Source organism: Streptacidiphilus cavernicola, from assembly GCF_042510955.1.
GTDB classification, from domain to species: Bacteria; Actinomycetota; Actinomycetes; order Streptomycetales; family Streptomycetaceae; genus Streptacidiphilus; species Streptacidiphilus cavernicola.
On the sequence record NZ_JBHFAB010000020.1, the window covers coordinates 130,251 to 156,553 of the forward strand.

General features: G+C 74.4%; 19 protein-coding genes and 1 pseudogene. 10 read left to right on the top strand and 10 right to left on the bottom strand.

The genetic code is table 11. The features are described from left to right. The first annotated feature begins 496 nt into the window (after positions 1 to 496). Together ACEZDE_RS24575 and ACEZDE_RS24580 are read left to right on the top strand one after the other, a co-directional pair. Positions 497 to 2,452, top strand: a complete 1,956-nt coding sequence (locus ACEZDE_RS24575) for an ABC transporter ATP-binding protein (protein ID WP_380539717.1) — start codon at positions 497 to 499, stop codon at positions 2,450 to 2,452. Beyond that, positions 2,449 to 4,251, top strand: coding sequence for an ATP-binding cassette domain-containing protein (locus tag ACEZDE_RS24580; protein ID WP_380539720.1), 1,803 nt, complete (start codon positions 2,449 to 2,451; stop codon positions 4,249 to 4,251). The genes ACEZDE_RS24575 and ACEZDE_RS24580 overlap by 4 nt, the downstream gene beginning before the upstream one ends. 5 nt (positions 4,252 to 4,256) lie before the next feature. Here the strand turns inward: ACEZDE_RS24580 and ACEZDE_RS24585 are convergent, their stop codons facing one another. After that, complete coding sequence (locus tag ACEZDE_RS24585; protein WP_380539722.1) at positions 4,257 to 4,934, bottom strand: uracil-DNA glycosylase; 678 nt, start codon at positions 4,932 to 4,934, stop codon at positions 4,257 to 4,259. 71 nt (positions 4,935 to 5,005) lie between these two features. Here ACEZDE_RS24585 and ACEZDE_RS24590 point away from each other — a divergent pair, with 71 nt between their 5' ends. Next, on the top strand, positions 5,006 to 5,716 hold the full coding sequence (locus ACEZDE_RS24590; RefSeq protein ID WP_380539725.1) for a rhomboid-like protein: 711 nt from the start codon (positions 5,006 to 5,008) through the stop codon (positions 5,714 to 5,716). Here ACEZDE_RS24590 and ACEZDE_RS24595 read toward each other — a convergent pair. From ACEZDE_RS24595 to ACEZDE_RS24605, 3 genes are all read right to left on the bottom strand, one after another. Further along, positions 5,693 to 6,769, bottom strand: coding sequence for an amidohydrolase family protein (locus ACEZDE_RS24595; RefSeq protein WP_380539728.1), 1,077 nt, complete (start codon positions 6,767 to 6,769; stop codon positions 5,693 to 5,695). The genes ACEZDE_RS24590 and ACEZDE_RS24595 overlap by 24 nt on opposite strands. 91 nt (positions 6,770 to 6,860) lie before the next feature. Further along, positions 6,861 to 9,353 (bottom strand): aminopeptidase N, encoded by a 2,493-nt coding sequence (gene pepN, locus ACEZDE_RS24600; RefSeq protein WP_380539732.1) that lies wholly within the window; start codon positions 9,351 to 9,353, stop codon positions 6,861 to 6,863. Between the two features lie 108 nt (positions 9,354 to 9,461). Then, positions 9,462 to 10,973 carry an aldehyde dehydrogenase family protein gene (locus tag ACEZDE_RS24605; RefSeq protein WP_380539735.1) on the bottom strand — a complete coding sequence of 504 codons (1,512 nt, stop codon included), beginning with the start codon at positions 10,971 to 10,973 and terminating at the stop codon, positions 9,462 to 9,464. A 114-nt stretch (positions 10,974 to 11,087) separates the two neighbouring features. Between ACEZDE_RS24605 and ACEZDE_RS24610 the strand changes: the two genes are divergently transcribed. Next, positions 11,088 to 11,885, top strand: coding sequence for an IclR family transcriptional regulator (locus tag ACEZDE_RS24610; protein ID WP_380539738.1), 798 nt, complete (start codon positions 11,088 to 11,090; stop codon positions 11,883 to 11,885). Between the two features lie 23 nt (positions 11,886 to 11,908). Here ACEZDE_RS24610 and ACEZDE_RS24615 read toward each other — a convergent pair whose 3' ends face one another. Continuing rightward, on the bottom strand, positions 11,909 to 13,084 hold the full coding sequence (locus ACEZDE_RS24615; protein WP_380539795.1) for a hypothetical protein: 1,176 nt from the start codon (positions 13,082 to 13,084) through the stop codon (positions 11,909 to 11,911). 14 nt (positions 13,085 to 13,098) lie between these two features. Then, a complete protein-coding gene (locus ACEZDE_RS24620; RefSeq protein WP_380539741.1) occupies positions 13,099 to 14,052 on the bottom strand; it encodes a 5-dehydro-4-deoxyglucarate dehydratase in 954 nt (317 codons plus the stop codon). A gap of 137 nt (positions 14,053 to 14,189) precedes the next feature. Here ACEZDE_RS24620 and ACEZDE_RS24625 point away from each other — a divergent pair, with 137 nt between their 5' ends. The 4 genes and pseudogenes from ACEZDE_RS24625 (at position 14,190) to ACEZDE_RS24640 (ending at position 17,114) form a co-directional block, all read left to right on the top strand. Then, the gene (locus ACEZDE_RS24625) at positions 14,190 to 15,005 is read left to right on the top strand and encodes an NAD-dependent epimerase/dehydratase family protein (RefSeq protein ID WP_380539744.1); all 816 of its coding nucleotides are present in this window, start codon (positions 14,190 to 14,192) and stop codon (positions 15,003 to 15,005) included. Between the two features lie 93 nt (positions 15,006 to 15,098). Then, the gene (locus ACEZDE_RS24630; RefSeq protein ID WP_380539747.1) at positions 15,099 to 16,361 is read left to right on the top strand and encodes a TerD family protein; all 1,263 of its coding nucleotides are present in this window, start codon (positions 15,099 to 15,101) and stop codon (positions 16,359 to 16,361) included. Positions 16,362 to 16,441: 80 nt separating this feature from the next. After that, positions 16,442 to 16,837, top strand: a pseudogene (locus ACEZDE_RS24635) (class I SAM-dependent methyltransferase); the annotation flags it as partial. 19 nt (positions 16,838 to 16,856) lie between these two features. Then, complete coding sequence (locus ACEZDE_RS24640) at positions 16,857 to 17,114, top strand: hypothetical protein (protein WP_380539801.1); 258 nt, start codon at positions 16,857 to 16,859, stop codon at positions 17,112 to 17,114. Positions 17,115 to 17,121: 7 nt separating this feature from the next. Here ACEZDE_RS24640 and ACEZDE_RS24645 read toward each other — a convergent pair whose 3' ends face one another. Together ACEZDE_RS24645 and pruA are read right to left on the bottom strand one after the other, a co-directional pair. After that, positions 17,122 to 18,051 (bottom strand): proline dehydrogenase family protein, encoded by a 930-nt coding sequence (locus tag ACEZDE_RS24645; RefSeq protein ID WP_380539750.1) that lies wholly within the window; start codon positions 18,049 to 18,051, stop codon positions 17,122 to 17,124. Positions 18,052 to 18,098: 47 nt separating this feature from the next. Further along, positions 18,099 to 19,727: an L-glutamate gamma-semialdehyde dehydrogenase gene (gene pruA / locus ACEZDE_RS24650; RefSeq protein ID WP_380539798.1), complete on the bottom strand. Its 1,629-nt coding sequence runs from the start codon at positions 19,725 to 19,727 to the stop codon at positions 18,099 to 18,101. Positions 19,728 to 19,872: 145 nt separating this feature from the next. On the opposite strand from pruA, the gene ACEZDE_RS24655 reads away from it, so the two are divergent. Continuing rightward, entirely contained in the window at positions 19,873 to 21,480 is a 1,608-nt protein-coding gene (locus ACEZDE_RS24655; RefSeq protein WP_380539753.1) for a PucR family transcriptional regulator, read from the top strand. A gap of 23 nt (positions 21,481 to 21,503) precedes the next feature. Here ACEZDE_RS24655 and ACEZDE_RS24660 read toward each other — a convergent pair whose 3' ends face one another. Next, complete coding sequence (locus ACEZDE_RS24660; RefSeq protein ID WP_380539756.1) at positions 21,504 to 22,655, bottom strand: hypothetical protein; 1,152 nt, start codon at positions 22,653 to 22,655, stop codon at positions 21,504 to 21,506. A 184-nt stretch (positions 22,656 to 22,839) separates the two neighbouring features. Here ACEZDE_RS24660 and ACEZDE_RS24665 point away from each other — a divergent pair, with 184 nt between their 5' ends. After that, positions 22,840 to 24,234, top strand: a complete 1,395-nt coding sequence (locus tag ACEZDE_RS24665; RefSeq protein ID WP_380539759.1) for a DUF3616 domain-containing protein — start codon at positions 22,840 to 22,842, stop codon at positions 24,232 to 24,234. Between the two features lie 192 nt (positions 24,235 to 24,426). Here ACEZDE_RS24665 and ACEZDE_RS24670 read toward each other — a convergent pair whose 3' ends face one another. After that, positions 24,427 to 26,103 (bottom strand): hypothetical protein, encoded by a 1,677-nt coding sequence (locus ACEZDE_RS24670; RefSeq protein WP_380539762.1) that lies wholly within the window; start codon positions 26,101 to 26,103, stop codon positions 24,427 to 24,429. Between the last annotated feature and the right edge of the window lie 200 nt (positions 26,104 to 26,303).

Consider the following 26,303-nt stretch of genomic DNA (forward strand, 5'->3'; position numbering starts at 1 on the left):
TGCATGTGCCGGATTCCTCACGTCAGAGCGGCGCACGGCGGCGACGCGGCGAGCGGACGGATGCACAGGGGCTGCGGCGGCCGGCACGGAAGGGTGCCAGGGCACGCCGCGGAGCAGGAACCGGCAGCGGCATCGGTGCGGTATCGCTGCGCGCCACCCCCGAGAGGCGCGAACGGCGGAATTCGGGCACGGCAGGAATGTTTGTCCGACCCGGCCCGGACCGGAACGTTAGCCACTGCCGACGGGGATTGTCTAGACCAACTCGGTTGGTGGAGCAAATATCCGCCGCATTGTCCAGTCCTAGCGGATGACGGCACGGTGAATCCTTGACGTGCTAACTGGTCTAGGCCACACTCGGGCGGCGAGCCTCCCCGAGGACAGCGGCGTCCCGGGTCGAGCGCGCCACCGCCTGCGACGCACGCACTTCGACGCAACGCCCTCCGGCGCAAAGCACTCTGACGCACTTTCGACGCACGTACTCCGAGGAGACCCAGCTGTGCCATCGACGACGCCCGCCCCGGGCGGCGGCACCCTCCGGCGCCGCGCCGACCGGTGGCTGGCCGCCGGCCGACTGCTCGGACACGCCGACACCGGGCTGGTGGCGCTGACCGTCGCGCTCCAACTCGGCATCGGCCTGCTCCCGGTCGCCTTCATCCTCGCCACCAGCCAGCTCGTCTCGACCATTCCTGACGCCATGTCGTCCCCGGGCCGACACGGGATGACCGGGCCGCTGGGAGTGGCGCTGCTGCTGGCCGCAGCGGCCTTCGTGCTGCAGCAGCTGCTCGCGCCGTTCCAGTCCGTACTGGGCGAACTGGTGGGCCGTCAGGTCGACGGCGGCTGCATCACCCGGCTGATGACCTGCGCCCTGCGCGACCTCCCGGTGGCCCAACTGGAGCGCCAGGAACTGCTGGACGTGCTGTCGGACGCCCGCAGCGGCTTCGAGCGCGTGGTCCCCACCCCCGGCGACGCCGCCGCCGGGACGCTGGCCCTGCTCGCCCGCTACACCCAACTGCTGGGCGCTTCACTCATGGTGACCCTGGTCCTCGGCCCGCTCCCCGGGCTGCTGGTGGCCGCGACGGCCATCGTGATCAGATTCGGGCAGCGCGGCTCGCTCGGCCGCTTCGGCACGGCCCGCGCCGCACTCGCCGCGCCGCGGCGGCGGCTCTCCTACCTGCGCCGCACCGCCACCAGTGCCGCGCTGGCCAAGGAGGCACGGGTGCTGGGCCTGGTCCCCTGGCTGCGCCGACGGCACGGGACCGAGGCCCGCGGCTACCTGGAACCGCTCTGGGCGGTCCGCCGCAGGCTGCTCTTCCGGCCCTTCATCGCCCTGGCCGTACTCGGCCTGGTCGGCGGGGCCACGGCGCTGACCGCACTGGCCGAGCAGGGCGCGCACGGGACCCTGTCCCTGCTCCAACTCTCGGCCGCGCTGCAGGCGGTGCTGATCCCCATGCGCTTCGGGGTGTTCTTTCCCGAGAGCGACATGCAGACCCTGTACGGGCTGGCCGGCTACGACGCACTGCGCCGACTGGAACTGACCGCCGCGGAGCACGGCTCCGCCGACAGCCGCAGCAGCAGTGGCGGCACCGCAGCTGAGCACGGAGCTGACGACGACGCGATCGAACCGGTCGGACCGATCCGCTTCGAGGGGGTCGGCTTCCGCTACCACGAGCACGGGCCCGCCGTGCTCGACGGGCTCGATCTCGAACTCGCGCCGGGCACCTCGACCGCGATCGTCGGCCTCAACGGCGCGGGCAAGACCACCCTGGTCAAACTCCTGGTCAAGCTGCACGAGCCGACCAGCGGCCGGATCATCGCGGGCGGCGCCGACCTCGCCGGGATCGCACCCCGGCGCTGGCACCGCCGGATCGCGGTGATCTTCCAGGACTTCACCCGCTTCCACCTCACCGCCGCCGAGAACATCGGCCTCGGCCGCCCCGAGTTCCTCGGCCGGCGCCCCGAACTGCGCGCCGCCGCGGAGCGCGCGGGCGCGCTGGAGGTGGTCGACGGCCTCCCGCACGGCCTGGACACCGTCCTCAGCGCCCAGTACCAGGGCGGCACCGACCTCTCCGGCGGGCAGTGGCAGCGCATCGCCCTGGCCAGGGCCCTGCTGGCACTGCAGTCCGGCGCCTCGCTGCTGGTCCTCGACGAGCCCACCGCGCAACTCGACGTCCGCGCCGAAGCCGCGTTCTTCGAACGCTTCCTGGAGATGACCCAGGGCGTGACCAGCGTGATCATCGCGCACCGCTTCTCCAGCGTGCGGCGTGCCGACCGGATCGTCGTCCTCGCCGACGGCAGGGTGGCCGAGGCCGGAACTCACGAGCAGCTGATGGCCCGCGACGGGCGCTACGCCGAACTCTTCCGCATCCAGGCCGAACGCTTCACCCACGACCGGACCGGCGCCGAGCCGAGCACCGGAGCAGCCCGGCCGAGCGTCCAGGGAGCAGCCCGATGACCACCACGATCCTGGCCGTGCGGCACCTGCTCCGGCTGGCCCTGCGCAGCGACCCGGCCCGCCTGGCGCGGGCCGCGGCGATGATCGCCGCGGGCTTCCTGTCCACCCCGCTCATCGCGCTCTGCCTCAAGTCGCTGACCACCGCCGCGATCCAGCACCAGCTGGGCGCCGCCGTCCGGCTGGCCCTGGCGACCGCGGCGCTGCTGGTCTTCGAGCTGATGATGAACCACTTCGCCCATCTTTCCTACTTCGAGCTGGGCGACCTCTGCGAGGTGGAGCTCCAGAACGACCTGATCTCGCTCACCCACGGCGCGGGCAGCCTGGAACAGCTGGACACCCCCGGCTACGCCGACACCCTGGCCCTGGTCCGCGAGGAGCTGCCGCGCACCCGGGCCTCGCTCGAAGCGGTGCTGCAGACCGGCGGCCTGGCCCTGCAGATGGGTCTGACCACGGTGCTGCTCGGCGCCCTCAACCCGTGGCTGCTGCTGCTCCCCCTGGTCGGAGCCGTCCCGGTGCTGGCCGGCAACCGCGCCCAGCGCCTGGTGGACCGCGCCAGGGAGGAGGCCGCCCCGCGGATCCGGCTGGGGCGCCATCTGCTGGAGACCGCCACGACACAGGCCTCGGTCAAGGAGATCCGGCTCTCCGGCGCCGAAGCCGTGCTGATCGACCGGCACCGGTCCGACTGGGCCGCCACCAGCCGCGCCCTGGGCCGGGCCCAGGGCCGCGCCGCGCTGCTGCGGGCGGCCGGGCAGTTCGCCTTCGCCGCGGCCTACGGCGGCGCGATCTACCTGGTCGTGCAACAGGCCCTGCACGGCGGCGCGGGGCTGGGCGACGTCATCCTGGTGATCGCCCTGGCCGCCCAGGTTTCGCTCCAAGTAGCCACGGCACTGGGGCTGCTGACGATCCTTCAGGACGCCGGTCACACCATGCGGCGCATCCGCACCCTGCGCACCCTGGCCGCCACGGGCACCGGCCCGGCCTCCACCGGGACCGACCCCGGGCCGTCCGACCTGCCCGTGGTCCTGACCCAGGGCATCCGCCTGGAGCACGTCAGCTTCAGCTACCCGGACAGCGACCGCCGCATCCTCGACGACGTCACCCTGGACATCCCCGCGGGCACCGCGCTCGCCGTGGTCGGCGAGAACGGCGCGGGGAAGAGCACCCTGCTGAAGCTGCTGTGCGGGCTGTACCGGCCGACCTCGGGACGCATCCTGGTGGACGGCGCCGACCTCGCCGCGGCCACGCCCGCCGACTGGCAGCGCAGGGTCTCCACCCTGTTCCAGGACTTCGCCCGGCTGGAACTGCGGCTGCGGGACAACACCGGCATCGGCGACCTCGACCGGATCGACGACGACCGGGCCCTGCACCAGGCCCTGGAGGCCGCCGAGGCGGGTCCGGTCCTGGACAGGGTCAGCGGCGGGCTGGACGGCCTGCTCGGCCGCGGCTACGGCGACGGCGCCGAGCTCTCCGGCGGCCAGTGGCAGAAGCTGGGCCTGGCCCGCACCCTGCTCCGGCGGAGCCCGCTGCTGGTCGCCCTGGACGAACCCGCCTCAGCCCTGGACGCCACCGCCGAACACGCCCTCTTCGAGCGCTTCGCCGACCTCGTCGCCGACGCCCGCACGGAGACCGGCGCGGTCACCGTCCTGGTCTCGCACCGCTTCTCCACCGTGCGGATGGCCGACCTGATCGTGGTGCTGGAACGAGGCCGCGTCTCGGAAGCGGGCACCCACGCACAACTGGCCGCCGCCGACGGCCTCTACGCGGAGCTCTACCGCCTCCAGGCCAAGGTCTACGCCTGACGGCGCTACGGCAGCCGCCAGTCGATCGGTTCGGCGCCCTGCTGGCGCAGGAGGTCGTTGGCCCGGCTGAAGGGGCGAGAGCCGAAGAAGCCGCGGTCTGCCGACATCGGGCTCGGGTGCGCCGACTCCAGGCAGGGGGCGGGTCCCAGCAGCGGGCGGCAGTTCCGGGCGTCCCGGCCCCAGAGGATCGCGACCAGCGCGGGGCCGCGCGCCACCAGGGCCCGGATCGCCTGCTCGGTGACCGCCTCCCAGCCCTTGCCGCGGTGCGCGGCGGGCTGCCTCGGCGCCGTGGTCAGCGCCCGGTTCAGCAGCAGCACCCCCTGCTCCGTCCACGGCGTCAGATCCCCGTTGGACGGCGCGGGCAGGCCCAGATCCTGCTGGTACTCCTGGAAGATGTTCAGCAGGCTCCCCGGCAGCGGCCGCACCTCCGGCGCGACCGAGAAGCTCAGCCCCACCGCGTGACCGGGCGTGGGGTACGGGTCCTGACCGACGATCAGCACCTTCACCTGGTCGAACGGCTGCTGGAACGCCCGCAGCACGTTCGCCCCGGCCGGCAGGTAGGTCCGCCCGGCGGCGACCTCCGCCCGCAGGAAGTCCCCCATGGCGGCGACCTGCCCCGCCACGGGCTCCAGGGCCTTCGCCCAACCGGATTCGACGATCTCACTCAGAGGACGCGCAGCCATGGCGTCACTCTAACGGCCCCGTCCGTCGCACCGTCCGCGACAATCCACCCATAGCGGTACAGAATCGCCCTATGGACGTGTCCTCCGCACCGCCGCCCCCGCGCTCGCGGCTGCTCCGCCTGGCGGCGACCGCCGGGAAGGCGCTGTGGGAGTACGTCCGGAGCGCGCCGGGGACCTTCCTCTGGCTGCTGGCGCTGGCCGTCACCACCCATGTGATCAACCACATGAACCCGGCCTTCCAGGACGAGTTCCTGCGCCAGCGCTCCACCAACCTGCACGAGCTGTCCACCCGGCCGGTCCGGGTCCTGGTCGCCAGCGCCTTCTGGCTGGACGGCGGCGGCTGGCTCGGCTACTTCGTGCTCTACAACCTGTTCCACGCCCCGGCCGAGCGCTGGCTCGGCACCTGGCGCTGGCTCGGCGTGCTGGCGTTCGCGCACGTCGGCGCCACCTACCTGAGCGAGGGCGTGCTCTACTGGGCGATCCGGCACGGCAACGCCCCCGAATCCGCCGTCAACACCCTTGACGTGGGCGTCAGTTACGCGCTGGCCGGGGTCCAGGCAGTGCTGGTCTACCGGTTGGCCGCGCCCTGGCGCTGGATCTACCTGGCGGTGCTGCTGCTCTGGTACGGCTCGGCGCTGTGGCACGGCCGGACCTTCACCGACGTCGGCCACTTCACCGCCGTGCTGCTGGGCCTGCTCTGCTACCCGCTGACCCGGGGCCGCGGCGCTCCGTGGAGCCCGACCGCCTGGCTCCGCTCGCTACGCCACCACCGCACCGCGTAGCAGCACCTGCCGCGGGTCGGCGAGCACCCGGACGTCCGCGCGCGGGTCCTCGGCGTAGACCACCAGGTCGGCCGAGGCGCCCTCGACCAGGCCCGGACGTCCGAGCCACTCCCGCGCCGCCCAGGTCGCCGCCGACAGCGCGACCGGCGCCGGGAGACCGGCCCTGACCAGCTCGGCGACCTCCGCGGCGACCAGGCCGTGCGGCAGCGAGCCGCCCGCGTCGGTGCCGACGAAGACCGGGACGCCCGCCTGGTACGCCGCCGCGACGGTGTCGTAGCGGCGGCGGTGAAGCTCCCTCATGTGCCGGGCGTAGTCCGGGAACTTGGCCTCGCCCCCGGCCGCGATCGAGGGGAAGGTGGCGATGTTGACCAGGGTCGGCACGATCGCCACCCCGCGCGCAGCGAACAGCGGGACGGTCTCCTCGGTGAGCCCGGTGGCGTGCTCGACGCAGTCGATCCCGGCCTCGACCAGGTCCGCCAGCGACTCCTCGCCGAAGACGTGCGCGGTGACCCGCGCGCCCTCGGCGTGCGCGGCGGCCATCGCCTCGTCCAGCGCCCAGCGCGGCCAGCAGGGGCCGAGGTCGCCGGTGTCCCGGTCGATCCAGTCGCCCACCAGCTTCACCCAGCCGTCGCCGCGGCGGGCCTCCTGCCGGACGTGGGCGGCGAGGTCGCCGGGCTCGATCTCATGGGCGTAGTTGCGGATGTAGCGGCGGGTGCGGGCGATGTGCCGTCCGGCCCTGATGATCCGGGGCAGGTCGTCCCGGTCGTCCACCCAGCGGGTGTCGGACGGCGAGCCCGCGTCGCGGAGCAGCAGGGCGCCCGCGTCGCGGTCGGCCAGCGCCTGCTTCTCGCTGGCCGCGGCGTCCACCGGGCCGTGCGCGTCCAGCCCGACGTGGCAGTGCGCGTCCACCAGGCCGGGGAGCGCCCATCCGGTCACGGTCCGCACCTCGGCCGGGCCGACCGGCCGGTCGAACGTCACCCGCCCGCCGACCACCCACAGCTCGTCCCGCACCTCCTCCGGCCCGACCAGCACCCGCCCCCGCACATGCAGCACCTCCGTACCGGACCCCCCGCTCACGCCGCCCACCGCCCGACGCGCGGCCCGACGACTCCCCCGGCCCCGGTAGCGACCCGCGCCACCGCGTTCACGCGGCGCCCGCCGCGCGCGCGGCGACCGCGCGGCGCAGGTCGTCCAGGCGGTCGGCCAGGGCGCGGCGCAGCGCCGGGGTCAGGTCGGTCCTGGCCAGGCACTGCTCCGCGGCCCGCACGGTCGCCTCGGTGGCGTCGTGGGCCGGGAAGCCGTGCAGGCCCAACAGCCGGCCGACGGCCGGCCCGCGCCGCTCCGCCGCCGCGACCACCGCGGCGAAGTAGCGCTGCGGACGGTCGCCCAGCAGCTCGGCCTGCTCCGGCTGCCAGAAGCCCTGGGCGGTGGCCGCGATCAGGTAGTTGGAGAGGTCGCTCTCGAACAGCGCGGCCCAGGCCGCGTCCTTGGCCGCCTGGTCCGGCAGCGCGGCGCCGCACCGGGCCGCGCCCTCCTGGCCGACCGCGCTGGGGTCGCGCTCCAGCTCGGCGGCGATCTGGTCCGCCCCGGCCGCGCCGAGCACGCACAGCCGCAGCAGCAGCGCCCAGCTCAGCTCCTGGTCCAGCTGCGGGCCGCCGGGGACGCCGCCCTCCTCGCGCCAGGACTGCAGCACCGCGATCTCCGCCGGGGTGGACGACGCGGCGATCAGCGCGCGCACCGCGACCAGCCGCAGCCCGCTCTCGTCCGGGCCGCCCTCGGTCCGCCGGACCAGGTCCCTGGCGACCCCGGCCAGCAGCGCGAGACCGGCCGGCCGCTGATCCGGCGTCAGGTACTCGTCCGCCACCACGCTCCGGGCGAAGCCGAGCACCGCCTGCACCAGGTGCACCGAGCCCTCGCCGGGCAGGTGCACGGCGACCAGGTCCAGGTACTCGACCGGGCTCAGCTCGCCGTCCCTGACCAGGTCCCTGGCCGCGTTCCAGACCACCGCCCTGGCCTGCTCGTCCGGGATCGCGCCGAGCGACTCCCGGACGGTCTGCCAGGAGCGCTCATCGAAGCCGATCTTGACGAAGCCCAGGTCGGTGTCATTGAGCAGCAGCAGGTCGGAGTCGCCCCCGCCGGGCTGCTCGAACGGGTGCTCGCCGGTCGCGGTGAGGTCGAACGGACGCCGCCCGCGCAGCAGCAGCTGCCCCTGCGGCGAGCGCTCGTACGCCGCGGCGGTGATCAGGTGGGGGCGCAGCTCGCCGTCGGCCGAGGTCTGCCGGATCAGCTCGCCGTCGACCCGCAGGGTGTCCATGCCGGTGGTGCGCAGCCAGCGCTCGGCCCAGCTGTGCACGTCCCGGCCGCTGGCCGCGGCCAGCGCCTCCAGCAGGTCGGCCAGGGTGGCGTTGCCGTGCGCGTGCTTCTGGAAGTGGGCGTTGACGCCCTTGTAGAAGGCCTCCTCGCCGAGCCAGGCGACCAGCTGGCGCAGCGCCGAGGCGCCCTTGGAGTAGCTGATGCCGTCGAAGTTCTGCAGCGCCTGCGCGGTGTCCTCGACCGACTCCGGGGCGACCGGGTGGGTGGACGGGCGCTGGTCGGCCTCGCAGCCCCAGGGCTTGCGCCCGGCGGTGTAGCCGGTCCAGGCGCCGCTGAACCGGGTGGACTCGGAGACCACCTGGTAGGCGAGGTACTCGGCGAAGGACTCGTTCAGCCACAGGTCGTCCCACCAGCGCATGGTGACCAGGTCGCCGAACCACATGTGCGCCATCTCGTGGGCGACCACGATCGCCCGCACCTCGCGCTCGGTGCTGGCCACCGCCGACCGGAACACGAACTCCTCGCGGAAGGTGACGCAGCCGGGGTTCTCCATCGCCCCGGCGTTGAACTCGGGGACGAAGCACTGGTCGTAGGAGTCGAACGGGAAGCGCTGCTCGAACACCCGGTGGTAGTGGTCGAAGCTGCGCCGGGTGATCTCCAGGATCTCCTCGGCGTCGGCGTCCAGGTGCGGGCCGAGCGAGCGGCGGCAGTGCAGCCCGAGCGGGATGCCGTCGTGCTCGGAGACCACGCTGTGCAGCGGCCCGGCCACCACCGCGACCAGGTAGCTGCTGATCGGCGGCGTCGGCGCGAACTCCCAGCGCCCGCCCTCCTGACGGACCGGCAGGCCGTTGCCGACCACGGTCCACTCCTCCGGCGCGGTCACCCCGACCTCGAACGCGGCCTTGAGGTCGGGCTGGTCGAAGCTCGCGAAGATGCGCGGGCCGTCGTCCAGGAAGGCCTGCGAGTAGACGTAGGCCTCGCCGTCGACCGGGTCGGTGAAGCGGTGCATCCCCTCGCCGGTGCGGGAGTAGGCCATCTCGGCCTCGACCAGCAGCTCGTTCTCGGCGGCCAGGCCGTCCAGCGGCAGCCGCCCGTCGGCGAGCGCGGCCGGGTCCAGCTCGCGGCCGTTCAGCACCGCGCGGAGCAGGGTGCGCGGCTTGACGTCGACGAAGCTGTCGGCCCCGGGGGCGGTGCAGGCGAAGCGGATCACCGTGACCGAGCCGAACACCTCGTCCCCGCGGGTGAGGTCCAGGTCCACGGTGCTGCTGCGGACGTCCAGCAGGCGGCGGCGTTCGACGGCTTCGGCGCGAGTCAGTGCGGGCATGGGGATCATGCTGCCACTGACACGCGCCGTCCGTCACCTGACCGCCACCACCGACCGGGGTTGCTTTCCGTCCTTCCGGCGGCCCTTCGGTGGCACGGGCGGTCCTGGCTACCGCTCCAGTACGCCGTCCACCCGCCGGGGCACGCCCGCGGCACCGTCCCGCAGCTCCGCCGGGAGCAGTTCCTGCGGGACGCCCTGGTAGGCGACCGGGCGCAGCCAGCGTTCGATCGCGGCGCCGCCGACGGAGGTGCCGGTGCTGGTGGTGGCCGGGTAGGGGCCGCCGTGCTGCATCGCCGGGGCGACCGCGACGCCGGTCGGCCAGCCGCCGAAGAGGACCCGCCCGGCCAGCGGGGTGAGCCGGGCCAGCAGCTCGGCCGCGGCGGGCTCGCCGGGCTCGGCGTGCAGGGTGGCGGTCAGGTTGCCGGGGAGCCGGGCGAGCACCGCCTCGGCCTCGGCCGGGTCGGCGTAGCGGACCACCACGGTGACCGGCCCGAAGCACTCGTCGAGCAGCTCCCGGTACGCGTCGTCGGCCAGCAGCCCGGCCGGGACGCTGACATAGCCGGGGCGCACCGCGTGGCCGTCCTCGCCCGCCCGCACCGGCGCGCTGACGCCGGGCAGTGCGGCGCGGGCGGCGAACCCGGCCAGGAAGCCGTCCCGCATCCGGGTGTCCAGCAGCGCGCCGGAGGCGGCGGCGTCCGCCCCGGCCGCGAGCGCCTTCTCCAGCCGGTCCCCGGCCTCGCCCGCGGGCACCAGGACCAGGCCCGGCTTGGTGCAGAACTGACCCATGCCCAGGGTGAACGAACCGGCCAGACCGGCGCCGATCTCCTCGGCCCGCGCCGCGGCGGCGGCCTCGGTCACCAGGACCGGGTTGAGGCTGCCCAGCTCGCCGTGGAACGGGATCGGGGCGGGACGGGCGGCGGCCAGGTCGTACAGGGCCCGGCCGCCCGCGACGGAGCCGGTAAACCCGGCCGCGCTGACCAGCGGGTGCTGGACCAGGTCCACCCCGGCCCGGCGCCCGTGCACCAGCCGGACCACGTCCGCGGGCAGGCCGGCCGCCTCGGCGCCCTCGCGCAGCGCGGTCGCGGCCAGCTCGCTGGTGGCCGGGTGGTCCGGGTGGGCCTTGACCACGACCGCGCAGCCGGCCGCCAGCGCGCTGGCGGTGTCGCCGCCGGGGACGCTGAACGCGAACGGGAAGTTGCTGGCCGCGAACACCGCGACCACGCCCACCGGCACCTTCCAGCGGCGCAGGTCGGGGCGCGGGGCAGGGGCGGCGGCCGGGTCCGCGTGGTCGACCACCACGTCCAGGAACGCGCCCTCGGCCACCACCTCGGCGAAGGCGCGCAGCTGGTAGCTGGTGCGGGCCAGCTCGCCGGTGAGCCGTCCGGTGCCGAGCGCGGTCTCCGCGTCGGCGGTGGCGATCAGCTCGTCGCCGCGGGCTTCGAGCCGGTCGGCGGCGGCACGGAGGAAGGCGGCCCGCCGGGTGCGGTCGGCCAGGGCGGGGTGCGCGGCGTGCGCGGCGCGTACGGCATCATCGACACCTCCCGTGGTGGATTCGACCGTGACCTGGGCCGTCCTGGCTCCGGTACGGGCATCGACGCTCCACACTGGGGTGGTGTTCATCCGGGGTGGCCTCCATGACCGCGGGCTTCCGCAGAAGCATTCCGTATGCTGAACGCTGTCCAATATACTGAACTTCTTCGACCATACGTCTCCCACAGAAAAGGGGTCAACCCGATGGCCCAGAGCTCGCCCCTCCCCCGCCCCGGCGCGGCCGACGCCGGCGGCGCCCAGGTCAAGTCCGCGGTCCGCACCGTGGAGCTGCTGGAGTACTTCGCCGGACGCCCCGGCATGCACAGCCTGGCCGAGGTGCAGGAGGCCGTGGGCTACCCCAAGAGCAGCCTCTACATGCTGCTGCGCACCCTGGTGGAGCTGGGCTGGGTCGAGACCGAGTCCACCGGCACCCGCTACGGCATCGGCGTGCGCGCGCTGCTGGTCGGCACCTCCTACATCGACGGCGACGAGGTGGTGGCCGCCGCCAAGGCCACCCTGGACCGGCTCGCCGACGACACCACCGAGACCATCCACCTGGCCCGGCTCGACGGCGCCGACGTGATCTACCTGGCCACCCGGCAGTCGCAGCACTACCTGCGGCCGTTCACCCGGGTCGGCCGCAGGCTCCCCGCGCACTCCACCTCGCTGGGCAAGGCGCTGCTCGCCACCTACACCGACGAGGAGGTGCGCAAGCTGCTCCCGGCCCGGCTGGAACCGCTGACCGAGCACAGCCACACCGACGTCGAGGCGCTGATCGAGGACCTGCACGCGATCCGCGAGCGCGGCTACTCGGTCGACGCCGAGGAGAACACGGTGGGCCTGCGCTGCTTCGGCATCGCCATCCCGTACCGGAACCCGGCCCGGGACGCGGTCAGCTGCTCGGTGCCGGTGGCCCGGCTGACCCCGGGCCGGGAGCAGATGATCCGCGACGCCCTCTTCGACGCCCGCGACCGGCTCACCCTGGCCACCCGGCACCTGTAGCCCCCGGCCGGGCCCGGAACACCTCAGCGCAGTCGGGCCCGGAGCACCGCCAGGTCCGCGTCCGAGGCCAGGCCCGCGTGGTAGAGCCGCAGCTCGTCGGCCCCGGCCGGGACCGGGGCGGACGGGTCGCCGCCCATGCCGGTGACCGCGGTGAGATTCGCCGCCAGGGTGCGGCCGGGGACCCGCGGGGCGGCGTCCAGCGCGGCGGTGGAGCCGGTGCAGGGCAGCACCAGGCCGTCCGCGCCGCCGCCGTCCGCGGCCAGCAGCCAGTCCGCCTCGACGCCGACGTTGGCGCCGACCCGGTGCGAGGCCGGGTCGGCGTGCAGCAACACCCGGAAGCCCGGGTCCGCCGCCGCGCGCACCGCCTCGACGCAGGCCCGCTGCAGCACCCGGGCCCGCTGCTGACGGTAAGTCAGGGTCAGCGCGGCGGCGTCCTTCCCGAACAGCGCCTCCACCCCGGCCCACTCGCCCCCGGCCCGCTCGCCCCCGCTCCGCCCGGCGGTCCCTGCGGTCCCGGCCCAGACCGGCGCCAGCGCCGCCCGTACCGCCGCCGCCAGCTCCGGCCCCGGCACCCCCGCCGCCGCGTACCCCGCGGCGCAGACGTCGCAGAAGCAGAGCGACATCAGGTACTGCGCCGCGCCGTCCAGCGGCACCCCGCCGATCTTGTCGTGGGCGTGCAGGTGCGCCATCCCGTACCAGCCGCAGGACTCCAGCTCGGCGCCGACCGCCCCGGGCCGCGCGCCCGCCTCGGCCGCCAGCGCGGCGCAGTACGCCACCACCTCGGGGCGGGCGGCGCACAGCGCCCAGGGGTAGCGGTCGCCGTAGGCGTTGCGCACCGTGCTGTCCGGGTTCTCGCCGCCCAGGCGGGAGTTGTGGGTGAGCACGACCCAGCTGGCGACGTCGAGCCCGGCCGCGCGCAGCTGCTCCGCCGCCTCGCCCCAGGGGTCGGCGGAGTCCAGCCAGCGCTGCGGGTGCGGGCGCAGCGCCTGCCCGGCCCAGTGCGCGTCGGCGGCCGGGTAGTAGACCGCGGCGTACGGCGCGGTGACGATCCGGGTGCGCGGGTGACGCGGCGTCAGCGCGCGGGTGCTGTGGTAGGCGGAGGCGAGGGTGACGCCGTCCAGGCCCAGGTCGGCCAGCCGGGCGGGCGCGTCCGGGTCGCCCAGGACGTCCCAGGGGTAGAGGAAGGCACTGCTTCGCACCGGGATCACCGCTCTCACTTCTCCGCGGCCCGGTCGGCGAGCAGTGCCCGCCCGCGGGCGATCAGCTCGGCCAGTTCCTTGATGTGCCGCGGCGCGGGCTCGGACAGCGGCGGGCGGACCCCGCCGACCTCCAGCCCCTCCAGCCGCACCCCCGCCTTGACCAGCGAGACCGCGTACCCGCGGCCCTGGTTGCGCAGCTCCACCAGCGGCCGGTAGAAGCCGTCGAGCAGCGCGTTCACCACCGCGTCGTCGCCGCTCAGCAGCGCCCGGTGGAAGGCCAGCGCGATGTCCGGCGCGAAGCAGTAGACCGCAGAGGAGTAGAGGGTGACCCCGATCCCCCGGTAGGCCGGGCCGGTCAGCTCGGCCGTGGGCAGGCCGTTGAAGTAGAGGAAGCGGCGGCCCGGGGCCTCGGTGCGCATCGCGCTGATGATCCGCTGCATCAGGTCGAGGTCGCCGCAGCCGTCCTTGATCCCGATCACCTGCTTCAGCTGCGACAGCCTGACCACGGACGCCGGGGTGAGCACGGCGTTGTCGCGCTGGTAGACGATCAGGTCCAGGTCGGTGGAGGCCGCGAGCGCGGCGAAGTGCCGGAGCAGCCCGTCCTGGTCGGCGGTGACCAGGTACGGCGGCAGCACCAGCAGCCCGTCCGCGCCGGCCCGTCCGGCCCGCTGGGCGAACTGCTTGGCCAGTGCCGTGCCGTGGCCGACCCCGGCGACCACCGGGACCCGCCCGGCCGCGGTCTCCACCGCGGCGGCGACCACCGCCTCGTACTCGTCCAGGTCGAGGGCGTGGTACTCGCCGGTGCCGCAGGCGGCGAAGACCGCGCCCGCGCCGCCCTCGACCCCGGTCCGGACGTGGGTGCGCAGGGCGTCCAGGTCGAGCGAGCCGTCCGGCCGGAACGGGGTGACCGGGAAGAAGAGGAGGCCGTTCAGCCGGTCGGCGAGGGGCGGGGCGGCGCGGTCCGGCATGTGTCGTTCTCCCTGGTGGGCTGCTGAGGTTGTTGACTGCATGATGCAGCGACTCCTAGGCTAGCCATATATGTGAATACGATCCACATTCTTGTTCAATCTTCTTCCCTGCACGCCGGAAGCCCGGAGGCGCCCCGATGACCACCCCGAAGCACGTGCTCCTGACCGGCGCCGCCGGAGGGGTCGGCAGCTTCCTCCGGCAGAGCCTGCCCGGATACGGTTACACCCTGCGCCTCAGCGACCTGGTCCCGGTCCCCGACGCGCCCGACGCGCTCGCGGTGGACCTGGCCGACCGGGCCGCCGTCCGCGAGGCGGTCCGCGGCGTCGACGCGGTGGTCCACCTCGGCGGGCTCTCGCTGGAGAACACCTTCGACAACATCCTCGCCGCCAACATCGAGGGCGCGTACCACCTCTACGAGGCGGTCCGGGCCGAGGGCGTCCGCCGGGTGGTGTTCGCCAGCAGCAACCACGCGGTCGGCTTCGCCGCCCGGCCGGAGCAGCCGCGGCCGGACGGAGAGCTGCTGCCGGTCCTGACCCCCTACCGCCCGGACACCTTCTACGGCGTGTCCAAGTGCTTCGGCGAGGCACTGGCCTCGCTCTACGCCGACAAGTACGGGGTGGAGACGGTCTCGGTCCGGATCGGCTCCTGCTTCGCCCGGCCGAAGAACACCCGGATGCTGGAGACCTGGCTCAGCCCCGCCGACTGCGCCCGGCTGGTGCACGCCGCGCTCACCGCCCCCGGGGTGGGCCACACCGTGGTCTACGGCACCTCGGCCAACACCCGCGGCTGGTGGGACCTGGCCTCCGCCCGCGCCCTCGGCTACCAGCCGCAGGACGACTCCGAGGCGTACGCGGCCGAGGTCCTCGCCGAGCACGGCGAGCTGGTCCCGGGCAGCCCCGAGCACGCCTACGTGGGCGGCGCCTTCACCACCGTCCAGCCGGAGTCCTTCTGACAACCGGGCCCTTCCGCGGGCCGCTGCGGATACGGTGGGGGCACAGGCGTCCGGGTGCAGATCCGGCCATCGTCCGCTCTTGGGAGATCGACCGTGACCGCAGTCCTCACGCCCGGCGGCAACACCCCGCTGACCAGCGCCCGCGTCAGCGTCGCGGTGGCCGCAGCCAAGCAGCTCGACGTGTCCGCGCTGCTGCTCACCGCGGCCGGGAAGGTCCGCTCGGACAACGACCTGATCTTCTTCAACGCGCCCAGCGGGCCCGGCGTCAGCTACAGCCCGGCCGGGATCACGGTCGACACCGGCGGGGTGCCCGGCGACATCGAGAAGGTCGTGATCACGGCCAGCCTCGACGACCGCCGCGCCACCTTCGCCGGGGCCGAGCCCACCGCGACCGTCACCGACGCCGCCACCGGCGCCGTGCTGGCCACCTTCACCCCGCCCCGGCTCACCAGCGAGACCGCGCTGATCGTGGTCGAGCTGTACCGCAGGGCCGGGGCCTGGAAGCTGCGCGCTGTCGGCCAAGGCTACGCCAACGGGCTCGCGGGCATCGCCATCGACTTCGGCATCGACGTCGAGGACGAGCCGGCCCCGGCCCCGGTCCGGACCCCCGCGCCCGCGCCGGTCGCCGCCCCGGCCCAGAGCTACCCGCCGCCCGCGCCGATGCCGTTCACCGCGCAGGAGCCGGAGGACTGGCACCTCGCCTCCCCCGCCCCGCAGGCCCCGCAGCCGGTCCCCGGCTACGCCCCGCCGACGCCGCCCGCCGCACCGTCCGCCGGGGGCCGGGTGACCCTGGACAAGGGCCGGGTCTCGCTCACCAAGGGCGGCTCGGTCTCCCTGGTCAAGGACGGGCGGCCGTTCCTCTCCTCGGTCCGGATGGGCCTCGGCTGGGAGCCCGCCTACGGCGGCCGGGCGGTCGACCTGGACGCCTCGGTGATCGCCTTCGACAGCAACCGCAAGGAGCTGGAGAAGGTCTGGTTCATGCACCTGCAGGCCTTCAACGGCGCGATCCAGCACCACGGCGACAACCTCACCGGCGCCGGCTACGGCGACGACGAGGTCATCAGCGTCCATCTGCAGAGCCTGCCGCCGCAGGTCACCGGCCTGGTCTTCATGGTGAACTCGTTCTCCGGGCAGCGGTTCACCGACGTCGCCAAGGCCTACTGCCGACTGATCGACGACGGCAGCAACGCCGAGCTGGTCCGCTTCGACCTCACCCACGCGGAGGCCCGCACCGGCGTCCTGGTCTGCAAGCTGGTGCGGATGCAGTCCGGCGAGTGGGTGATGACCGCCCTGGAGGAGTACCACGACGCCAAGAGCGCCCGCGGCATGGTCAAACCCGCCGCCAAGTCCCTCTGACCCCGCCGCACCGGGAACCTCCGCGCCCCCGGCGCCAGTTGGACCGTCAGGACGAGGGACGACGGACGAGGGGGCCGGTGATGGCTGCGGGAACGGCGGCGTACGACGGGATCGCGGACTGGTACGAGCAGGAGTTCCTCGCCGCCCCGGTCGGCGACGGGCATCCGCGCGGCCTCAGCGCGCTGCTCGACGACCTGCTCGGCCGTGGCGCGGGCCCCTGCCTGGAGATCGGCTGCGGCACCGGCGTCCACGCCGACCGGGTCCGCGGGCTGGGCTGGGAGCCGGTCGGGATCGACCTCTCCGCGGGCATGCTCCGGCACGCCCGCGGCCGACTGCCGACTGCGCGCGCCGACGCCGCCCGGCTGCCGTTCCGGGACGGCTCCGTACCGGCCGCCATCGCGATGATGGTGCACACCGACCTGCCCGACTACCCGGCGGTGCTCCGCGAGGCGGCCCGGGTGCTGCGCCCCGGCGGGGTCTTCGTGCACTTTCGGGGTGCACCCCTGCTTCTGCGGCGGCTTCGCCGACCGGGCCGATCCGGAGGCCGTGCTGCTCCGCCCCGGCTACCTCGACGGCGTCTGGACCAAGCGGTCCTGGACCAGCCAGGGCGTCCGCGACAAGGTCGGCGCCACCCACCTCCCGCTCCCGGCCCTGCTCAACGCCTTCGGCGCGGCCGGGCTGGCCCTGGACCGGTTCACCGAGCAGGGCGCGCCGACCCCGATCGTCCTCGCCGCCAGAGCCCGCAAGCTGTGACGGCCCGTCAGTTCCTGGTGGCCAGGGCGCGGAGGAAGAACGCCAGGTTGGCCGGGCGTTCTGCCAGGCGGCGCATGAAGTAGCCGTACCACTCGGCCCCGTACGGGAGGTAGACCCGCAGGGTGGCGCCGGTGTCGACCAGCCGCTGCTGCTCCTCCGGGCGGATGCCGTAGAGCATCTGGTACTCGAAGCTCTCCGGCTTGCGGCCGGTCCACTCCGCGAGCTGGCCGGCGATCCGGATCAGCCGCGGGTCGTGCGAGGCGACCATCGGGTAGCCGTCGCCCCGCATCAGCGTCCGCAGGCAGCGGGCGTAGGCGCGGTCCACCTCCGCCTTGGCCTGGTACGCCACCGAGGCGGGCTCCTGGTAGGCGCCCTTGCACAGCCGGACCCGGGAGCCGGCCGTGGCCAGGTCCGCGCAGTCGGCCTCGGTGCGGTGCAGATAGGCCTGCAGCACCACGCCGAGCCAGGGGAAGTCGGCGCGCAGCTCGCGGGCGACGGCCAGGGTGGAGTCGGTGGTGGTGTGGTCCTCCATGTCCAGGGTCACCGTGGTGCCCGCCGCCGCCGCGGCCTCGCAGATCCGGCGGGCGTTGTCCAGGGCGACCTTCTCCCCGTCCCTGGCCAGCGACTGGCCGACCGCGGAGAGCTTGACCGAGACCTCGGCGGATCCGGCGAGACCGGTCTCCGCCAGCGCGCCGAGCAGTTCCTCGTACGCGGCGGCGGTCGCCGCGGCCTGGGCCGCGTCGACGGTGTCCTCGCCGAGGTGGTCCAGCGAGATCCGGCGGCCCGAACCGACCAGCTCGGCGGTGACCGAGACGGCCTGGTCCAGGTAGTCCCCGGCGACGAAGCGCCGCACCATGGCGCGGGTGGGCGGGAACTGCTCGACGAGAGTGCGGGCCCGCGGCGAACGGGCCGCCGCGAGCAGGGGGGTGCGGAGCATGCCGACTCCTGGCGGGGAAGAAGGGGAGGAGGTGGGGTGAGCGGGCGTCAGCCCATGTGCGGGTAGCGGTAGTCGGTCGGCGGGGCGAAGGTCTCCTTGACCGAGCGGGTCGAGGTCCAGCGCAGCAGGTTCTGCGCGGCCCCGGCCTTGTCGTTGGTGCCGGAGGCACGCCCGCCGCCGAACGGCTGCTGGCCGACCACGGCGCCGGTCGGCTTGTCGTTGACGTAGAAGTTCCCGGCCGCGAAGCGCAGCTTCTCCATGGTCAGCGCGATGGCGGCGCGGTCGCGGGCGATCACGGCGCCGGTCAGCGCGTAGGAGGAGACCGCGTCCAGCTGCTCCAGCACCTGCTCGTAGCGCTCGTCCTCGAAGACGTGCACCGCGAGCACCGGGCCGAAGTACTCGTCCCGGAAGAACTCCGACTCCGGGTCCTCGCAGACCAGCACGGTGGGCCGGACGAAGTAGCCGACCGAGTCGTCGTACGTGCCCCCGGCCAGCACCTCGACCTTCGGGTCGGCCGCGGCCCGGTCGATCGCGCCCTTGTTCTTGGCGAAGGAGCGGGCGTCGATGACCGCGCCCATGAAGTTGCCCAGGTCGGTGACGTCGCCCATGGTCAGCCACTGCACCTCGTCCCGGAAGCCCTCCCGGATCTCGGCCCAGAGCGAGGCCGGGACGTAGGCGCGGGACAGCGCCGAGCACTTCTGCCCCTGGTACTCGAACGCGCCGCGGGTCATCGCGGTCCGCAGCACCGCCGGGTCGGCCGACGGGTGCGCGACCAGGAAGTCCTTGCCGCCGGTCTCGCCGACCAGCCGCGGGTAGGTCCGGTAGCCGCCGATGTTGGCGCCGACCTGCTGCCACAGGTGCTGGAAGGTCGGGGTGGAGCCGGTGAAGTGGATCCCGGCCAGGTCGCGGTGCGGCAGGACCACCTCGGAGACGGCCAGGCCGTCGCCGGTGACCATGTTGATCACCCCGGCCGGCAGCCCGGCCTGCTCCAGCAGCTCCATCAGCAGGTGCGCCGAGAACTGCTGGGTCGGCGACGGCTTCCAGACCACGGTGTTGCCCATCAGCGCCGGCGCGGTCGGCAGGTTTCCGGCGATGGCGGTGAAGTTGAACGGGGTGACCGCGTAGACGAAGCCCTCCAGCGGCCGGTGGTCGCTGCGGTTCCAGACACCGGGCGAGGACTGCGGCTGCTCGGCCAGGATCTCCCGGGCGAAGTGGACGTTGAAGCGCCAGAAGTCGACCAGCTCGCAGGGGCTGTCGATCTCGGCCTGCTGGGCGGTCTTGGACTGGCCCAGCATGGTCGCCGCGGCGATGGTCTCCCGCCACGGACCGGCCAGCAGGTCGGCGGCCTTGAGGAAGATCGCGGCCCGGTCGTCGAAGGAGAGCGCGCGCCAGGCGGGACCGGCGGCCAGGGCCGCGTCCACGGCCTCCTGCGCGTCCTCGCGGGTGGCGTTGCGCAGGGTGCCGAGCACGGCGGCGTGCCGGTGCGGCTGGACCACGTCGACCGGAGCGCCGCGGCCGAGTCGGCGGACCCCGCCGACAGCCATGGTCAGCTCGACCGGGCCCTGCTCGCCGAGCCGCTTCAGCTCGGCCTCCAGCCGGGCGCGCTCGGCGCTGCCGGGCGCGTAGCTGTGCACCGGCTCGTTGACCGGCGCGGGAATCCGGGTCACGGCGTCCAACACGGGGGCACTCCTCCGAAGTAGCTGACGGGCGCGGTCGCCGCCCTGGCGAGCACGCTAAGCCCGCGCGGACCTCCGTCGATGTAGACATACGGATAGGATCTCCATCGGAGTATTGGCTGATCGGACAAACCCGGAGCAGCGTATGGAACCCGCCGACGGCATCTCGCTGCGCCAGCTGCTGATGTCCCTCGGCGAGCCGCTGGCCGAGCTGCGGCACGCCCCCGACCTGGACGCCACGGTGCTCGGCATCACCCTGCTCGACCCCGAGGACCCGCCCGCGGCCCGGCCCGGCGACCTGGTGCTGGCGCTGGGCGTGCGCGGCCGGGCCGCGCTGCCGGTGCTGCGCGCGGCCGGACGGGACCGGGCCGCCGCGGTCGCGCTGAAGCTGGAACCCGCCGCCGACCCGGAGGTGCTGCGCTCGGCCGCCGAGGAGGCCGGGGTGGCGCTGCTGTCGGTGCGCCAGGACGTCCCCTGGGGGCATCTGGACGCACTGGTCCGGGCCGCGCTCGCGGCCGGTCGCCCGGCCAGGCCCGACCCCGAGTCGGAGGGCGGCGACCTGTTCGGCCTGGCCCAGACCACCGCGGTGCTGACCGGAGGCATCGTCAGCATCGAGGATGCTGCCAACCGGATCCTGGCCTACTCCCGCTCGGCCGACTCGGACGAGGCGGACGACCTGCGCCGGCTGACCATCCTCGGCTGGCAGGGGCCGGAGCCGTACCTGTCCAAGCTGCGCGCGTGGGGGGTGTTCCAGCGGCTCCGCGAGGCGGACGCGGTGGTCGCCATCGACGCCCATCCGGAGCTGGGGCTGCGCCGTCGGCTGGTGGTGGCGATCCGCTCCGGCGAACGGCAGTTGGGCACCATCTGGGTGCAGGAGGGGTCGGCGCCGCTGGCCGACCGGGCCGACCGGGTGCTGCTCGGCGCGGCCCGGGTGGCCGCGCTGCACCTGGTCCGGCGGCGCAGCGAGCTGAGCGCCGACCTGCGGCTCACCCGCACCCTGCTGGCCGGGCTGCTGGACGGCGCGACCGGGCCGCAGCCGCTGGCCGGGCACCTGGCCCTGGACGTCCGCCGCCCGGCCGCGGTGCTGGGCTTCGCGCTGCCCGGCGGCACCGGGCTGACCGGCCCGGACACCCTCAATGTGATCTCGGTGCACGCCGCCGCCCGGCACCACCGGGCCCTGGTCGCCCCGGTCGGCGACCGGGTCTACGTGCTGCTGCCGGAGCTGCCGCGCGGGATCACCCCGGACACCCTGCGCGGCTGGGCCCAGGAGGTCTCCGACGCGGCCCGGGTCCACCTGGACGCCCCGCTGCGCGGCGCGGTGGGACGGATCGTGCCGACCCTGGCCGCCGCGCCGGCCTCCCGCGCGGAGGCCGACCGGGTGCTGGAGGCGATGGCCTCGGGCCGGATCGCCGCGGCCGTCGCCGCACTGCCGGACGTGCGGGCCGAGGTGCTGCTCGGCGAGCTGCTGGCGCTGCTGACGGCGCATCCGCAGGTGCGCGACCCCCGGCTGACCGCGCTGACCGGCCATGACGCGGCCCACGGCGGGCGGCTGGCAGCCTCGGTGCTGGCCTGGCTGGACCACCTCGGCGACGTCCGGGACGCGGCGGCCGAGCTGCACGTCCACCCCAACACCCTGCGCTACCGGATCCGCAGGGCGGAGCAGCTGACCGGCCTGGACCTGCGCAGCCCGGAGCAGCGGCTGCTGGCGATGCTGCAACTGCGGCTGCCGACGCAGGGGCCGCCGGAGGAGTGACGTTACGTCAAACGGACGTCACGTCAACTGCCGGCGGCGGCACGCTCGATCAGCCAGCTCTGCCACTGCTCCAGCCAGGAGGCGGTCATCCGCTCCCGGGCCGCCACCGCCTGCAGCCGGGCCTCGGCGTCGTCGAGCGTGCGCTGCTCGCGGCGGATCCAGTCCTCGCGCCAGGCGCGCTGCGCGGCCACGCTGGGCACCTCGCTGTCGAAGACGGTGTAGCGGATGCTCTCCTCCACGGCGGCCCGGCCGTCCGCCGTGCCCGGGAACCAGGCGGCGTTCTCGGCCAGCCGGACCATCTGGTTGACCAGCGCCGTCACCGCCTCGTTGGCGGCCTCGCGGTCCTCCCCGGCCAGCCGCATCTGCTGCCGGACCGCGCTCTCCCACAGCCCGCCCCGGTCGCCGCGGCTGCCGCGCGGATCGCGCGGGAGGTGCCCGGCCCGCAGCGCGGCCTCGACCCGGATCGCGTTCTGCACCGAGAACTCCACCAGCCGCCGGTGCGCGTCCAGCCCGACCGGCTCGGGCGCCGGGTCGGACGGGAGGTCGGCCCGCGCCGCCTCCCGCCGTTCGGCCAGCTCGGCCAGCCGCTGCTGGCGGCCCTCGGCGTACGGCTGGAGGTCCTCGACGGTGCGCAGCGCCACCCGGTCCGGGCCGATCCCGCGCCCGGTGACGGTGACCGTCACCGGATCGCCGCCCCGGCCCCGCAGCGGGCTCTCCGGACCGCCGACCTGGAACCGGGCCGCCCAGAGCACCCCTTCGCCGCGCAACGCGGCCCGGATCGGGATGCCGTCCACGGCGATCCAAGGCTCGGACTCGACCGCCAGGTCGGGGCCCTCGCCCTCGTCGATCCCGGCGTGCTCGAACAGCCGGTCCCGCTCGTCCTCGATCACGTCCTGGAGCGTGCGGGTGCGGTGTCCGGCGCCGATCACCCGGGTCTGCACCTGGACGAAGGGGCCCAGCGGGTCGAACAGGCTGCCGTGGCTGAGCACCACCGTGACCAGCCGGTCCCGGTGGAGCTCCCAACTGGACAGGGTGGGCGCGTCCAGCAGCGGTGCGGCCGGGCCGTAGACCCGGAAGCCGCGGCGGCCCAGGGTGCGCAGATCGGCCTCGGCCAACTGCCGCCAGACGTCGCGGGACCTCTCAGGACCGCCCGAGCCGCTGCCCCTGAACTGCACGCCGAGCCCCCTTCGGTCCGTCAGCGCCCATGGTACCGACAGTGATGGCGCGATCACACCTCATCGTTCCGGCCGGGGACTGTTCACCCGCAGGCCTTCCGCCGGTGGCCCCGCGTTGCGGCGGGTGCCGCAGCCTTACCGCAGTCTTACCGCCGACGCACCCCACCAGCCGAAAGGCCGTCATATGCGCTCCAGCGCCGCACTCGCCTGCACCGCCGCCGCCGCACTCGCCCTCGGAGTGCCCCTGCTCACCGGTCAGGCGTCCGCGTCCTCGTACGGAACGCCCAGCATCGCGCTCTCGGACGCCTACCTGTCCGGCGCGGTCGGCAGCACCGGTGACCCGACGGTCACCGTGACGATCAGTCAGAGCGGTGCGGACGCCTCGGCGCTGACCGTCGCGGCGAGCAAGAGCAGCAAGACCTCGGTGGCCGGGCTGACCGACGTCGCGGTCACCGGCACCGGCGGCACCCGTACCGTCGCGGTGACCGCGCACGCGCAGGGCTACACCGACCTGACCCTCAAGGTCACCGGCCTCGGCGGCAAGACCGCGACCAAGACGCTGCACTACGCGGCCTCCCCCGCGGTGCAGTTCGCGGCCACCACCCGCTACCTGACCGGCGCGGCCGACGGCTCGGCCGCGGTGGACCTGGGCGGCGGCTACATGGCCGTCGCGGACGACGAGAGCAACACCATCCGGATGTACGACCGCGCCAACGGCGGCGCTCCGGTCAAGAGCTGGGACTTCAGCTCGGCGCTCGGCCTGGACGACAGCGACGAGATCGACATCGAGGCGGCGGCCAGGGTCGGCAACACGATCTACTGGACCGGCTCGATGGGCAACAACAAGGACGGCAAGATCAAGGCCGAGCGCTCCACCCTGTTCACCACCACGGTCACCGGCTCCGGCGCGTCCACCGTGCTCAGCGCCGCGGGCGAGTACTCCGGCCTGCGCGCGGACCTGGTCGCCTGGGACAAGGCCAACGGCAACAGGTACGGCTTCGCCGCCGCCACCGCCTCCGGCCAGATCCCCAAGGAGATCAACGGCTTCAACGTCGAGGGCCTGGAGTTCGCCCCGAACAGCACCACCACCGCCTACATCGGGTTCCGCGCCCCGCTGGTGCCCCCGGCGAACGGCGGCAAGGCGCTGCTGGTGCCGGTCACCAACATGGACAAGATCACCTCGGGTCTGCCCAACACCAAGACCCACGCGACCTTCGGCACCCCGATCGAGCTGGACCTCGGCGGCCTGAACGTCCGCGACATCCGCAAGAACGCGCAGAACCAGTACCTGATCGTGGCCGGGTCGTGGAGCGGCGACAACACCCTGCCGTTCGCCCTCTACCGGTGGGACGGCGTGGCCGCGGACGCCCCGGTCAAGCTGATCGACCTGCCGACCAGCAACCAGGGCGGCTGGGAGGGCGTGGTGGACGTCCCGGACCTGACCGCCTCCGGCGCCACCGCCCAGCTGATCGCCGACAACGGCTCCGCCGACCTCTACGGCGACGGCACCGAGGCCAAGGACCTGGACCAGCCCGAGTGGGAGAAGTCCCGCAGCACGGTCTTCACCATCACCGGCTGACCCGGCGTCAGTGGGCGGGGGCGGCACCGCGACCCGGTGCCGCCCCCGCCCGCGTCGGGGCCCGGCGCGGCCGGGCGGTCTAGGGGGTGTCTGACGGATCTCCGTGGTAGCGGAGCTACCAGGGCGGTTCGGCAACGCGGCGAGCGGGCGTGCCGGGCGTCGCGACGCCGCGGAGATCCGTCAGACACCCCCCTAGCGCGTCTGCGGCGAGCCGGTTCGGGAGCGGGCCTTGTGGGCGGCCTTGCGGGCCTCCTTGGCGGTCGGCTTGTCCGGGTGCCGCTCGCCGATCGCGTCCAGCACCGCGGTGGTGTAGGGGTGCTCCACCCGCCACAGCTCGGCGAAGAACTGCTCCGGCGACTCCTGGTCCACCACCCGCTCCAGCGACTCCTGGAACAGCGGGTCCTCCGGCCCCAGGTCGATCAGCTGCGCGGACAGCGTGTCCACCGTGGTCCACAGCAGCACCGGACGCTCCGGCGGGTCGATCCCGGCCGCCCCCTGCTCCGCCAGCCAGGCCGTGGCCAGACCGGCCAGGTGCGGATCGCCCAGCACCTCGCGGACCGCGGGCCCGGCCTCCGCGCCCAGCCGGTCCAGCGCCGCCCGGCAGAACAGCCGGCGGATCGGGCCGACCAGGTCGTTGCCGCGCGAGGCCGCGAGCAGCTCGGCCGCCGCGGGCAGCGGCTCCCGGCCGACCAGCCACTCGGCGATCTCCTCCTCCGGCAGCACATTGGCCGACCCGGCGATGCCCTCCAGCAGTTCCGCCGCGGTGCCCCGGGCGTGGTCGCCGATCAGCGGGGCGTCGTAGCCGTCCTCCAGCAGCCACTGCCGGACCTGGTGCACGCCCAGCGCGGTCAGCCGGGCCAGGCCGAAGCGGGCGGCCTCGGACTCGTCCACCGGCAGGTCGGGGTCGAACGGCTCGGTGGGCAGGCCCAGCGCGGCCCCGGAGCCGGTGCCGGAGCCGGCCTCGGCTCCGGTCCCCGCTCCGGCCGCCGCCTCGGACTCGTCGAAGAGGGTGGGGTCGATCGGGCTGTAGTCGAGGATGCCGATGTCGGCGAGATCCTGCAGCATCGGGTCCAGCGCGACCATCACCGAGGTGATGTCGCCGAGCATCTCCTCGGTCGGGTCCTCGCCGTCCGGGACCACCAGCAGCGCCGAGAGCACGCCGAGCGGGATGGTCTCCTCGGCCTCGGTGGTGGCGAAGGCACGCGCCTCGTAGAGCACCTGGAGCGCCTCGTCGAGCAGCCCCTGGGCCTGCTCCCGGGCCTCCTCCAGCTGCGCGTACTCCTCCTCGGTCTCCTCCGCCGGGGCCGCGCCGGGCTCACCGGCGGCACCCAGGTCGCCGAGGTCCAGCTCGGCCTCGACCGTGGTCCCGGCGACGATGGAGGCCGCGGTCTCCCACGCCTCCAGCACCGCCTCCGGGTCGCCGGACTCCAGCGCGGCCAGGCCCTCGCCGATGGCGGCCACCTCGGCCGCGCCGTCGTCCCCCTCGCCGTCACCGACCGTGATCAGCTCCAGGTCGACCGCGAGCGACCAGGTCCTGGCCACCTCGCCGAGGCCGTCGTCGCCCTCGCCGAACTCCAGCTCGGTGGCCGCCTGCTGCTCCAACTCCGCGCCCAGCTCGCCCCATTCGTCCACCGGGCGCTGCTCGCCGACCCAGCGGGCCAGCCGGACCGCCCGGTCGAACAGCGGCACCACCAGCGCCGCGGCGGCCAGCTCGTCCCGGTCCAGCAGCCGGACCGGCGGGACCAGGTTCCGGTCTCCCGGGTCGAGCGCGTCGGCGTCGAACTCGTCGTCGGCGTTCGGGTCGGCCAGGGACTCGGCACCCGACGCCCCGTAGAGCGTCCCCAGGTCGACGTCGGCGGGGAGCGGCACGACGGCCTCCTCCTGCTCGGCCGGCGTCTTGCCATTCTTCCTACGGCTCGGACCCGCCATGATCGGACGCTCACTCTCCACTGGATGGGGGCGTGCCGGACCGCCCGTCACTGCCCCCGCTGACACTATCCGCAGCGACCGCACGAACGCGGATATACGACCGCCGCGCGGCCCGTTCCCCCAAAGGGGTGAACGGGCCG